Annotated in this window: 13 protein-coding genes; all 13 read right to left on the minus strand. The window is 58.5% G+C overall.

Going from position 1 to position 11,441, the window contains the following annotated elements; translation table 11 throughout:
- Positions 1 to 24: 24 nt before the first annotated feature.
- On the minus strand, positions 25 to 546 hold the full coding sequence (locus tag DES43_RS21375) for a hypothetical protein (RefSeq protein WP_166647802.1): 522 nt from the start codon (positions 544 to 546) through the stop codon (positions 25 to 27).
- A gap of 15 nt (positions 547 to 561) precedes the next feature.
- Positions 562 to 3,027, minus strand: a complete 2,466-nt coding sequence (locus DES43_RS21380; RefSeq protein ID WP_133676254.1) for a phage tail protein — start codon at positions 3,025 to 3,027, stop codon at positions 562 to 564.
- Positions 3,027 to 3,602 carry a phage connector family protein gene (locus DES43_RS21385; protein ID WP_133676256.1) on the minus strand — a complete coding sequence of 192 codons (576 nt, stop codon included), beginning with the start codon at positions 3,600 to 3,602 and terminating at the stop codon, positions 3,027 to 3,029. The genes DES43_RS21380 and DES43_RS21385 overlap by 1 nt, the downstream gene beginning before the upstream one ends.
- A 115-nt stretch (positions 3,603 to 3,717) precedes the next feature.
- Positions 3,718 to 3,984: a hypothetical protein gene (locus DES43_RS21390; protein WP_133676258.1), complete on the minus strand. Its 267-nt coding sequence runs from the start codon at positions 3,982 to 3,984 to the stop codon at positions 3,718 to 3,720.
- 4 nt (positions 3,985 to 3,988) lie between these two features.
- On the minus strand, positions 3,989 to 4,246 hold the full coding sequence (locus DES43_RS21395) for a hypothetical protein (RefSeq protein WP_133676260.1): 258 nt from the start codon (positions 4,244 to 4,246) through the stop codon (positions 3,989 to 3,991).
- A gap of 915 nt (positions 4,247 to 5,161) precedes the next feature.
- Positions 5,162 to 6,181 carry a major capsid protein gene (locus DES43_RS21400; protein ID WP_133676262.1) on the minus strand — a complete coding sequence of 340 codons (1,020 nt, stop codon included), beginning with the start codon at positions 6,179 to 6,181 and terminating at the stop codon, positions 5,162 to 5,164.
- 30 nt (positions 6,182 to 6,211) lie between these two features.
- The gene (locus DES43_RS21405; protein WP_133676264.1) at positions 6,212 to 7,093 is read right to left on the minus strand and encodes a hypothetical protein; all 882 of its coding nucleotides are present in this window, start codon (positions 7,091 to 7,093) and stop codon (positions 6,212 to 6,214) included.
- Between the two features lie 11 nt (positions 7,094 to 7,104).
- Positions 7,105 to 7,413 carry a Bbp19 family protein gene (locus DES43_RS21410; protein ID WP_133676266.1) on the minus strand — a complete coding sequence of 103 codons (309 nt, stop codon included), beginning with the start codon at positions 7,411 to 7,413 and terminating at the stop codon, positions 7,105 to 7,107.
- Complete coding sequence (locus DES43_RS21415; protein ID WP_133676268.1) at positions 7,410 to 9,134, minus strand: portal protein; 1,725 nt, start codon at positions 9,132 to 9,134, stop codon at positions 7,410 to 7,412. Before DES43_RS21415 ends, DES43_RS21410 begins: the two co-directional genes overlap by 4 nt.
- Positions 9,134 to 9,334 carry a hypothetical protein gene (locus DES43_RS22545; RefSeq protein ID WP_166647803.1) on the minus strand — a complete coding sequence of 67 codons (201 nt, stop codon included), beginning with the start codon at positions 9,332 to 9,334 and terminating at the stop codon, positions 9,134 to 9,136. The genes DES43_RS21415 and DES43_RS22545 overlap by 1 nt, the downstream gene beginning before the upstream one ends.
- Before the next feature lie 2 nt (positions 9,335 to 9,336).
- Complete coding sequence (locus tag DES43_RS21420) at positions 9,337 to 9,831, minus strand: hypothetical protein (RefSeq protein ID WP_133676270.1); 495 nt, start codon at positions 9,829 to 9,831, stop codon at positions 9,337 to 9,339.
- Complete coding sequence (locus tag DES43_RS21425; protein WP_133676272.1) at positions 9,828 to 10,007, minus strand: hypothetical protein; 180 nt, start codon at positions 10,005 to 10,007, stop codon at positions 9,828 to 9,830. Before DES43_RS21425 ends, DES43_RS21420 begins: the two co-directional genes overlap by 4 nt.
- Before the next feature lie 2 nt (positions 10,008 to 10,009).
- On the minus strand, positions 10,010 to 11,311 hold the full coding sequence (locus DES43_RS21430) for a PBSX family phage terminase large subunit (RefSeq protein ID WP_166647804.1): 1,302 nt from the start codon (positions 11,309 to 11,311) through the stop codon (positions 10,010 to 10,012).
- Positions 11,312 to 11,441: the final 130 nt, after the last annotated feature.

The following is an 11,441-nucleotide window of genomic DNA, read 5'->3' on the forward strand; positions in this document are numbered from 1 at the left end:
ACATCATCCATCGCGTTGTGTCCATTACGTTGCTTGTGGACACAACCTGCCTAAGCGCTCCCCCGATTCATAGGTGACCCAAAAATCGCGTTTACTGCTGATCATCGTGCGCTGCTGGTTCATCTGGCTCATGCTGCTGAATGCGTTGATGCCGGTGGCCAATGCCCCGAGGTACCCACCAGTCGTGGCGCTACGGGCATTGCTGCGGGCAAGAGACGCCTGAAAGCGGTAGTTGTCACTCTGTACCTGTGCGCCGTACTTGATGGACTGCTCATCCAGGCTCGCCTGCGTGGCGCTATCCGTAATTACGTCGAGGGCAGAGCCTTCCAGCGCAATGCCGCTGTTGAGGTAGTCAGCACGCATGCCGGCAAGCTGGCGAGTGTTCTGGCGCGCAAGCTGGGCTGCATCATATGCGCCCTTCTGCTGGCTCATCTGTGCCTGACGGTCGGCGTATGCAGCCTGCATCTTGTACGATGATGCCTGCGCCTGTGCGCTGGCAATAGTGCCGACAGCCGACACTACCGCCCCGATAAGGGGTAAGCACATGCTTTCACCTGAAGGTTAGGGTTCGCCTTCGACCTGAAGGATCAGGGACCGGATCAGGAGTGGCAAAGGCTGGTCAGTTTCGAACACGATTTTCCCGTCGCCTTCGATCCACGATCCGTCGACCTGGCAGGGAACGACGCCGCTTTGAAGCTGCACGGCGTTGCCAAACAGCGTGTCGCCAGTTTTGTAGATCTGTTCGTAGAGCGGGGGCGTCCAGTTCTCGCTGCCGTGTGCGCCCATCATCACCGCGCCAGAGTTCAACACGTCGATGCCTACGCCTTGAGCGGTCCTCTTGCGACCAAACAGCGTGCCGTCCTGCTGCGGGCCGGCGATGGGGAGCGTGACACCCCGCGACTTGTAGCGAAGGCCGACACTGATCTTGGAAGCCGCATATGGAAGCGTGATCGATCCCCCGGATACGACCAGACCGTCAACCACGCCGCCATCGGCCAGCACAGATACTTCCTCGCCTTCCAGATGATCGAGACCCGTGACTGTCGTGATCGCCACACCGTCATAGCTCAGGCCGCAATCGACATGAAAAGCATCGTGAACCGTGTCTATATCGCCATCGAAGGGCCGTTCCAGCACCTCGATATAGCGCTTTGTCTGACCGTTGATCGTGCGTCGAACGACCAGATGTACGTCTTCATACCCCTGCATGGGCGACGGAACGACCGCAACGCTTTCGACAAATCCCTTTGCGATGGCATGGCGGGCAAAACCGACCACACGCTGTTCCCGGTCATACGTCACGCCAATCAGTTCGCCATTCCCCATGACGCAATAGATCGTCGGATCAGGGCGCTCGGCAAAGGCCCAATCGACAATGCCACTCTTGAAGAACTGTTCGCCAAGCAGTGATAGCTCAGGGGCGACATAGCGGTTTTGCTCGCCCATGACGAGTTCACGGATTTTCGTTGCTCCTGCCCCGGCATAGAGCGTTACTCCGCCGATGGACAGTGGTTGCAAGTGATCTGCCCCGGAGGTTGGCCCCTTGCGCTGCGTGACGTTCGTAGCCGAAAACGACTTCGTAATGTCGGCTGGTCCAACCGTCCTGATCTGACCGGCAGAGCCGGTTACAAGGTCTTCTTCGCCCGACAGCCAGACAATTTCGTTCATGTTCGAGGACAGGAGCGTGATTTTTATCCCGTCAGTATCTACGGGCGGGTCGCCTGATCCGTATTCCTCGAAATTCCCCTGCTTCGATCCGAAGACTGTCACCGGTTCGTCATCAGTACGAGCCCACATGATCCGCTCGTTGAAAAGCGTCACGCAGGCAGGGAAACCGCTATCGGCTGAGAAGGCCCCGAGCTTCCACTGAACAATCAACGTGGTATCAGGCAACGCGTGGCCGTACAGGCGTATGGTGACTGTCGTAGCAGAGACGCGGGAAACAATTCGCGCCCAACGCCAGCGGCCATCTGATCCCAAAAGCGCTATCGTCCTGCCCACGTCAGAAGCTAGGAACCCCGCGCCGTCATTGATGCCCGTGGTCGATGAAGCCACGAGGTTGAACGGTGTCTGGTTTTCTGCTCTCTCGTGCAGGCCAAGTTCGCCAATCGAGCTATAGCCGTTGTTGGTATCGCCTGTCGCCGTCCAGATAATGCGATATGCCTGATAGGCTGTGGTGTTCTGGAACTCGAAATAGCGCACCTCGCCCGCCGCCCATCCGCTTTCACCCGTCCGACTATCAAGTACGATCCAGTTCGTCCCGTCATACCCCTCGAACTTCCAGGCGGTAGGCGTTCGAATTACCTGCGTTGCACTGCTCTCGGAGCGCATCCAGTACGCATCGACAACACGGGATGCGCCTCCATCGAAAGTGTAAGAAATCCATCCTGTCGGGTTTGTTACTTCATACGGTGTTGTTGACCCGTCGAACGCTCGAAATGCGGATGCCGCCCCATCTTTGGCGGCGACAGTGCCGCTCGGAGCGGTATTGCTTGTCATGATAGGAACAGCCGAACCGCGCCCCGCCGGAGTCAAGGAGGTTCCAGTGGTATTAGCTGTAAGATACGGCCCATTGTTGAAAACTACATCTGCCAGCGTCCAGTTGGTATCGCCAAGGCGCGAAAGCTTCTGGGGAGCATATGCCTTGTGCGCCAGATAGGCCACGTCATTGAACTGCGCATAGGAAATGCGGTCCAGACTGTCATCGGCGTAAGGATGATTGATCTCGTAGGGCGCTCCGACAACGCCACGCTGGGCAAGGAACCTGATCTTACCGCCATTGAAGGACAAGACGTAGGACTGCGCTTCTGAGAACTTGAATGGAAAGATACGAGCTAGGGCCGTTGAGTTCGCCACCTCAGCAATGAAGCGCGTGCCCGAACGACGACGAAGCCCTCCATGGGTGAGAACCTGAAAGTTGACACATTCGAAAAGCGACTGCCGCCAGAAGTCCACATCGGCGCGCGCTCCAAGAAGCGGGCTGATCTGGCCTTTCGAGAAATCGGCTTGGAGCGAATAGTAGGCCATCAGCGCTGGTCAATCCATTCGGAATCAGCCGCGCGCGGACTGGTGCCTTCGATGGCATCTACCAGCCAGGCATTGCGCATGGCCTCGGAAAAAAGCCCCTGCGCGATCTGCTGATAGCCCTGCTTCCCGGTCAGCCAGTGGGCGCATTTCATCGCCATATAGCCGGCCAGAGCTTCGATGAAGATCGGAGGATAGCGGTTGTAATCCTCGGCACGCGCCACGTAGCGGACCTTGAGCGGGCCGCCGTAGTTGGTCAGCACCTTGCCGTTCTCAACCTCATGCAGGATCGGCGTGCCCTCGTAGCGTCCACAGACGGTCAACGGGATCACGCGCAGGCAGCCGGATGGGAGCGTGAAGGACTTCGACCAGCCGAACGCAGGAGCATCGCTATCTGCCGGGATTTCCGCACGCCTGAGCGCAAAATTCCAGTCGGCACGCGAAAGCAGGCTATCCCGCGACACGGCGAAATTGCGCTTGCACCACATCGCGACCGGGCGCTGGTCCTCAATGGAGGTAATAGGGGCCTCCTTGAGGATATCCAGCGCAAGGTTACAGATATCGGTTTCGGTGGTCATTCGCCGCCCTCATCCGGTTCGGGCTCCGGCTCGGGCGGCGGCTCCTGTTCAGCTTCGCGGCGCTGCCGCTGCTTCTTCAGATACCACCAGGCAAGAGGCGGGCTGTAGCGGGGCATCACTTCACCTGTGCCCGCAGGATTTTCTGGGTTCTACGAGCGCGGCGGTCGATCCGGTCGTAGCCGCCGATGGCCTTGTCGATCTCGCGCTGTTCCGCGTTGAGTTCGGCAAGGGTCTTGGGGCGGTCGGGCTCGGGAGGCTGTGCTTCTTCTGTCGCAACCGGCGCACCCAATGCTTCATCGATCTTCTTCTGAAGCGTGTCGGCGGACCAGCGTTTGTCTATTGAGATGCCGAGTTCTTCGGCCTGCGCTCGGAGGTCGTCCATTGGATCAGCCTCCCGCCTCTACAAGAACGCCGGTATAGGAGCCGCCACTTTCAGTAGCGCCGCCAGCCTCAACCAGCCGGTCGAGCATGATCTTTGCGCGCCGCTCGGTCATGCCCGGAACGCCTGCGGCAACGGCGCTCACAGTGGACGCGCCTTCAGCCGCAAGGAAAAGAAGAACGGCCACAGCGTTATCGATAGCCTGCTGGAAGCCTTCTTCCGACAGGACGCCGCGCCGATTGTTATCGTCATACCACATGGTCATGGTCAGACCTTTCAATGAAAAAGCGGCCCCGAAGGACCGCCTTGGTTGAAGTTTATGGCGCTTACGCTCTTGGTATTCGTCGCCAACAGGGAAACGCCGACGAGTTAAATCTGGTGTTTGCCCCACTGACAGACATTCCGTGATGCTCCGCTGCCATTCGCAGCGACAAGAACGTTCCGTCAGGCGTTTCGTAGTCGAACTTCTGGCTCATGTAGCGCAATGGACGCTCAAGCGCGTCCTGTAGAGACCAGCCCTTATCAAGCCTTGCCCGAACCCGGTCACGGTCAATGCCGTAGTCACGGCACCATTGGGCGAGCGTCTTGTAGACACCGCCCACTTCCAGAAGCCGATTGTTACTCTTGTTGTTCGCCTGACGTTGGCGCGTGGCCCAAATGCAATTCTCAGGCGAATAAGGGCCGTCATTGTCCTTGCGCTCGATCTGGTGATCTGGCGAAGGTGGCTCACCCATATCGGCCAGAAAGCGCTCGAATGTATCCCAGCGGGGATCAACCGAAATCCCTCTGCCGCCATATCTCTCGTAGGACTTGTCATTCTGATTGCAGCAACGCCTGCGCATCGCAAGCCAAGTGTAATATGCCTTCGTCGGCTTTCTTTGCCGAGCGTGGCCATGGGATTTCTTGGCCTCTGAGCGAGTGAGATTTGCACACGCCCCGCATTGACGGCTATTCCCAGACCTTAGGTTTCCACTCTCAACCACAACAAGATTCCCGCAATCGCACTGGCACAACCAGCGAGAGCGGCTTCTTCCGGAAGGCGAAGCCTTGTCTTGTCTTTCTATAGTAGTCAGCCGCGAAAAACGTTCGCCTGGGAAAATTGATTTGCCACCCATGTGAGGCCTCCAATGTCGAAGGCCTCACACTAGTTTAATAGATGATTAATAGCAACAGCTATTCGTCATCCGTTAGTTATTAGGAAGGAAATTGGGATTTGCTTACGTTCTGGATAAACCCTGGACCAGTTGGCGGCAGCTTCCAGTTCCAGATTTGTTGGGAACTCCTTGGCAACCGACGAGTCCTGCCATGCGATGCCGTAGGGATGCATCACGAACTGGCGACGGGTGTAGAGGATATCGCCGCCCACGCCGTTACCCTGATCGGGCTTGCGCTCGACCTCGACATTCGGGCTGGTGGTCATCGGCTGCTCGTTGAATGCAATCGCGTCATTGCCAAGCAGATAGGTGACATACCCCGAAGGATTGCCGCTGCCATTGTTGATGACCTTCACGCGGTCGGAGACAACCACACGATAGCCGAGATAGGTCGGGAACCTAACCTCGCCCCTGGCGTCGGGGATGAAGTCGATGAGGTTCTGCTTCTGGAGCCGCGTGTAGATGGCCGAATGCATGATCAGCGTGTTGAGGTCTTCCGCCGCATCGCCCATGGTCTGCTTCGTGTCCAGAATGGCTTCGGCAGAGATGAGGTTTACGGACGAGGGAGAGCCCGAAGTGACGCTGATGTTGTTCACCATGTCGCCGGCATTCGCCGCCACGTTGTCAGTGTAAACACCGTGCAGCGTGGAGACCAGAATGTCCTGAAGGTTCCGAGCCCACCAGTCACCGACAAGATTGCCGATGGCCTTCATGGGATCGTCGCCAGCCAGAACACCGGACAGGCGCATGGACGACCACGACTTGGTTCGGACCTGACGGGCCGCGATGTCCTTACCGGCAGTGATCTTGTCCGGCACGGAGAGTTCGGCGGGATCATCCGAACCGATGTTGGAGCCGTTGTCGGTCAGGTCCTTCCAGAACGGGACGTTGGCCGTACGACCGCCGCCACTCAGGAAGCTCGAAAGATTGGCGTCGGCACGGAGAATGCCGGAGTTCAGGATTGCGGAGGTCTCTTTCGTACGCTTGATGATGTACTGAAAGAAGACCTCGGGGACGATAACGTCCGTGAGACGGGTAGTAGCCATTGCTTTGTCCTTTCCGAATGGCCGCTGTCGCTACTTCAGGCCGTACGAGGCGGGGTTTTTGCCCGCCGCACGCATGAGAGCGGCAGCTTTCTTCGGGTCATCGCGAACCAGCCTGCCCTGCTCTGTCAGGTTTTCATGCTCGTCGGAGAACGGGTTTTTCAGAACGCCATTGGCATTCGTGGCGACAGAATCCTCGCCGTAGAGTTCCTTGCCTACCTTGGCCAAGGCAAAGGCGAGCTTGCTATCCAGAACAGACCCGTCACCAGAGACGAGACCGCCTTTGACAAGGCTCTCCTTGATGCCAAGCTGGGCAACGGCCCGACTGAGATACTCGACGTTCTGGCGATAGCCAGAAGTGTCAGGATCGCCCCATTCACGGACAATCGCCCGGTGTGCATCGCCTTCAGCTTTCGCAAACGCCTCTCGGGACGCCGTGAAGCCGCTGGCCTGATACCCAACGAACTTGTCATGAAGGGACTGCGCCTGCGCCGGTGTAAGGCCGGCCTCATGCGCCCATTTGCGGAACTCAATCGCACTCGTCTCGTCATATGGGAAATCCTGCGGCACCGCTTCCGTGTTGAGCTTCAGCTCGTACTTGTCCGGTGATTCAGGTCGCCCCAATTTCGAGTAGAACTTGTCCCAATCCTCCGCCGTGGCATTTTCGCCCGGCAGTTTCAGGGCCTTGCTTGCGTGGTGTTCCAGCTCACGATACGAGCGGATCGCATCGTCAGGTGATTTCCACTGCTTCGCTTCGACCAGGGCGCGGTTATCTTCAATCTGAAGGCCTGCCACCCAGTTCGCGTCCGCACCGTTCGACCCTTGATCGGTAAGGACGGTCGAGTCGGTCGCGGTTGTCTGCGGTGCGGGCGCGTTCGCGTCCACAACCGCAGGCCCATTCGCCTGCTCTGTCATGTGATGTTTCCCTAGATTTGCTCGGCTTCTGCCCGAGCGGCTTCCTCCAAGGCCCTCATCTGTTCGTCAGACAAGGAGAGGAAATGAAAAAGCCGCCCGAAGGCGGCTCTCTGACCGGCGCTGTAGCCAGCCTGATATTGCGACAGGTCGGTGCCCGGTGGCTCGACCAGATAGAACCCTGTATGCGCTGCAAGATCAGCCAGGACGATCTCTACGTCCTCGCCCTTGCGCCCGAAAACGGACTTGTAGGCCGCGACCAACTGCTGTTCGGTCTGTATCGGGGCAATGTGGCGCTGCTTGGCGAGGTTACGCCACTTCATGCAGCCATCCCGCTAGCCTGAGCCATAGCCTGAAGTGCAGGGGTGGCGTCCTTGGCCGTCTGAGCCATGCCCTGCGCCATCTGAAGGGCTGCCATTTGTTCCTGCTGCTGCGCCTTCTGCTGGCGAATGGCTGCCAGTTCGTCGTCGGTACGGAACATCTTGCGAGGCGCACCGCGGATTTCACGTGTCAATTCCAGCGTCTCATCGGTGTCGATGCGATCCAGAACGATGCTCGGGTCCTGACTGTACTGCGCCAGCATGCCGGCCACTTCCATGACGCTCTGCATGCCCTGCAATTCACGCATACGGCGCATGTTGGCGAGCGGCCCGGTGAACTTCACGCCGATGTTCTTGCCATCCATGGAGGCAGGGGGCTCAAGAGGCGACCCACTCTCAAAGGCACCCTTGCGCCCGACGATATCCACCTCGCGGTCAATGAGGTTCGACAGGCCACTTTCTATCTTGGCACCTGCCGGCCCAAGCATTTCGCCCTTCTCATTCGCCCGGATAAGCGCCTCGGTGGCGGTCATCTGCGGATTGTCGACAAGTATCTGAAACAGATTGACGTACAGGCTCTCGCGCACCGCCATGCGCTTTGTTTCCATCAACCTCTCAGCGAATGTCGGGTTTTGAGCCTGAATGATCGGCTGGGCTTTCATCCGGCCCTGATCATCGATGTATCCGGGGTTGATAGCGCCAGAATTGAGATTGAGCCGCTGATTGTACACACCCGGCATGGTTGCCATGGGCGGCTTGATCATCTGCTGCGAGACCTGCGCCACGGTCTTGCCCATGACCTGAAGCATCTTGATTTCTGACAGCACCGCCATGACCGGAGATTGGCCATAGGGCGAGCCGTCCGTCTGGTCCCACCACATCACCGAATAGGGCATGGTGAAGAAGCCGGACGAGCGCACCACATGGCGCGAACTCATCTCGATCCAGAACGATGCAATCGGCTGGTGGCGGCGCTTTTCGCGATACTCACCGGCTTCCTCACGCGGCATGACAGCATGAAGAAAGGTGAATTCCTTGTCCGGGTCAGTCTCCATGCAGCGCTTGACCGTATCCGGCAGGCTGTCACCCTCTGCCGAGAAATAGGCAGTCGCGGCCCGCGCGGTCATCGTGGAGACGCGCAGAACCTTGTCCACATCGTCATAGGCGTTGATGCCCAGATAGCAGTCTACGACCGGGATAGATCGATAGAAGAACGGCACCTTGACCGGATCGACGCCCTGCCGACCAATGTTTTCCTCCAGATAGAGAACGCCCGTTCCGAGAACACAGGCCATGCGGATGGCCTTCTGGTTGGCCAGCGCGAAATTGCTCTTGGCGTCGTATCGAGCGCCGAAATGGTAATCGCGGAGTCGATCAAGCCATTCCTCTTCCAGATCGGATGGATCGGGCGCAAATGGATCATCCAGCGCGAAGGAATGCCACTTCTGGGCGCGCGGCGTCGTCAGGCTCTCCATGCCGGCGACAAGGCGATCAGATGCCCATGCGGCCGTCGCGTCGAACATCTCGCGGCTGCGCTGCACGGCCTTGGGCTGCTGGTACATGCCCATCATCGACTGCTGCGTATTCACAGCTCCGCCGAAGTCGAACACATGGCTCGCATAAGGCATGCAGAGATCAACGCAGTCGCGCCATGCTTCCTCCCAACCCCAGCGCTGGGAGGCAAGCTGCTGCTGCATCCTGATCAGGTCATCGGCAATGCCCATCAGATGCCGCCTAGCCGCGTCCTGCGCACGTCTTCGCCATAGTTCGGGTCACCGAGTGGCGTGTTCAGGATGGTGGCCGCCCTGCCCCTTTGCTGTTCGGCGGCAATCATCTCGTTTGCACGGCGCGCGCGGGCTTCTTCCGCGTTCGCGTCAGGAACAGGCGGCGGGTCAGGAACCTTCGGAGTTTTAGGAAAACACATGATCAATCCTTCCAGTCTTCGGCGCGCCAGCTCCACAGCGTGAAGGTCTCACCACCCGCGCCGTAGTTCGGCATCTCGCATTCTCGATGAGCCCGAAGGCCGGAGAGCCAGCGATGAGCAATGTCATGATCGGCAATCGATCTGATCTCGACACGCGTCACGCCCTCGGCAATCAGGCGCTTGGGCCAGTTTTCAACACAGAACCTTGTGATCGCAGGGGCTGCGCGCTTGAACCGGCTTGTGCCGAACGCCCATGCGTGCCGGATATGTGGCTGGTGAACGGGATTGCCCAGCCCAACGCCGAAAGCCGCAACCGGTTGGCCATCAAGCCACGCCGTCCAGCACCAGCCAGGCGAGGACAGGAATGATATTGCGCCTGCTTCCGTGCCGGATTGCAGCCGTGCCGAGGCGAAAACCTCTCGCTTGTCTTCGTCTCTCAGGTTCGATGCAACGAAACAGATGTCTCTAAGGACGCCGGGGCGAATTTCTGGTTTCATGCAGCTGTTGCACGGCACCACACGATACCATCGACCGTTTCACGAGTTTTCCCGACGAATTGGCAGTTGTGACGCCCCTCCAGCCACCGCCACTTCAGCGCCTCGCGGGCTTCCGAATAGCAATCTTCGCGATAGGTGAGCACATAAGGCGTGCCGGCTTGAATCTGCTTCTGCATGACTACCAATCCAAAACCGGGGCGTCGGGCTCGACAAACTGCGGCTCCCACATCGCGCTCGAAATGTCTGGGGCCGCTATCGGCTGCGCGAAGGTCATGGAAAGTGCATCAGCCAGATCAGGCGATCGAAGCCCGCGCTTCTTCATGTCCTCTTTCTTCTCCAGGAGAATGCGGTTGGAAGCATCAAATGAATAGAACGGGCCGGTCAGCTCCGCCGCAAGCTCGATGTCGTGGGGCGAGATCACGCCACGTCCAGCCAGCCATTCCTTCATGCGGCCCCACATCTCGGCGCGCTTGTTGACATAGCGGGCATCATTCCCGGCCTTTGCCCCGCCATTGACCTCGATCACATGGAGATTGAGGGCGCGCAGTCTGTCCACGACACCGCCGCCAACACCCACACCATCCACAAATATAGCATCCGGTCGTCGGGAATTGGCAACCTCGGTCACCATGCCCGACAACTGCTGGGTATCAAGGCGCTCCCACTTCATCAGATCGACAAGCGTATCGCCGTTGCGGATAGCCAGAACGCTGCGATCATCGCCAAACCTGGCCACATCCAGCCCGAAAAGCACTGGCTTTCCTTCGCGCCTGAATTGGCGTTCCTGTGCCTGCTTGACCAAATCCCACGATATGAACTGCTTGTCGGCCTGAGACTGGTATTCACCCAGCCACACATGCGCATATTTGCCCGGATCAGATTGCCGATCACGGCGCATGTCTTCTTCGAGAGCAGCCGGGAACCACGGATTGTCCGTGTAGTTCGCTCTGACGACAACCGCGTCGGCAGGCGCATTCACGCGCATCAGAACGTCAACGGGGTCGGTCGGCTGGTCAGGGTTCCACGAAAACCAGAGTTCCGAGCCATCGGCGCGGATAGTCGGGATCAGAAGGTCCAGCGATTTTTGCGTGACAGTCTGGGCTTCCTCGACCCATGCCACGTTGAAGCCTTCAAGCGATTTGATGCTGGCGGCTGTGTGGTTCTTCAAACCCCGGAAAACGTACAGGCTATCGTTCGGACCACGGATTTCATTATCCGTGATGTCGAAATCGGCTTCCAGCCCATATTCCCTGATCTTATCCTCGATGAGCTGCTTCACCGAGTCCTTGATCGAGTTTTGCACTTCACGAAGGCAGACCGCGCGGATTTGACGACGCAGTGTTTCAAGGACAAGGAACCCGCCGAAGAAATGGCTTTTACCAGACCCGCGCCCGCCCCAAGCCCCCTTATAACGGGCCGGGCGGGTCAGAGGCCGGAAAACCTCCGGGAACTTAACCCTTCGCAGGTCGAACTGTGTCAACGAATTCCACCTGATATTTCGGCGTCATGGTGCCATCGCTCGACTTGTGGTCGATCTCGGATTTGTCGCGCCACTTGTCGGGCTGTCTGTTCTTAAGCCAGTTCATTGCGGCGGAAGGGTCTGGCGCTAC

The organism is Aquamicrobium defluvii (assembly GCF_004363725.1).
GTDB lineage: Bacteria > Pseudomonadota > Alphaproteobacteria > Rhizobiales > Rhizobiaceae > Mesorhizobium > Mesorhizobium defluvii.

Coding starts and splice junctions, on each gene's coding strand:
- DES43_RS21395 (WP_133676260.1), bottom strand. CDS start 4,246: ATGACCATGTGGTATGACGATAACAATCGGCGCGGCGTCCTGTCGGAA.
- DES43_RS21390 (WP_133676258.1), bottom strand. CDS start 3,984: ATGGACGACCTCCGAGCGCAGGCCGAAGAACTCGGCATCTCAATAGAC.
- DES43_RS21380 (WP_133676254.1), bottom strand. CDS start 3,027: ATGGCCTACTATTCGCTCCAAGCCGATTTCTCGAAAGGCCAGATCAGC.
- DES43_RS21375 (WP_166647802.1), bottom strand. CDS start 546: ATGTGCTTACCCCTTATCGGGGCGGTAGTGTCGGCTGTCGGCACTATT.
- DES43_RS21410 (WP_133676266.1), bottom strand. CDS start 7,413: ATGAAGTGGCGTAACCTCGCCAAGCAGCGCCACATTGCCCCGATACAG.
- DES43_RS22545 (WP_166647803.1), bottom strand. CDS start 9,334: ATGTGTTTTCCTAAAACTCCGAAGGTTCCTGACCCGCCGCCTGTTCCT.
- DES43_RS21400 (WP_133676262.1), bottom strand. CDS start 6,181: ATGGCTACTACCCGTCTCACGGACGTTATCGTCCCCGAGGTCTTCTTT.
- DES43_RS21425 (WP_133676272.1), bottom strand. CDS start 10,007: ATGCAGAAGCAGATTCAAGCCGGCACGCCTTATGTGCTCACCTATCGC.
- DES43_RS21405 (WP_133676264.1), bottom strand. CDS start 7,093: ATGACAGAGCAGGCGAATGGGCCTGCGGTTGTGGACGCGAACGCGCCC.
- DES43_RS21415 (WP_133676268.1), bottom strand. CDS start 9,134: ATGGGCATTGCCGATGACCTGATCAGGATGCAGCAGCAGCTTGCCTCC.
- DES43_RS21420 (WP_133676270.1), bottom strand. CDS start 9,831: ATGAAACCAGAAATTCGCCCCGGCGTCCTTAGAGACATCTGTTTCGTT.
- DES43_RS21385 (WP_133676256.1), bottom strand. CDS start 3,602: ATGACCACCGAAACCGATATCTGTAACCTTGCGCTGGATATCCTCAAG.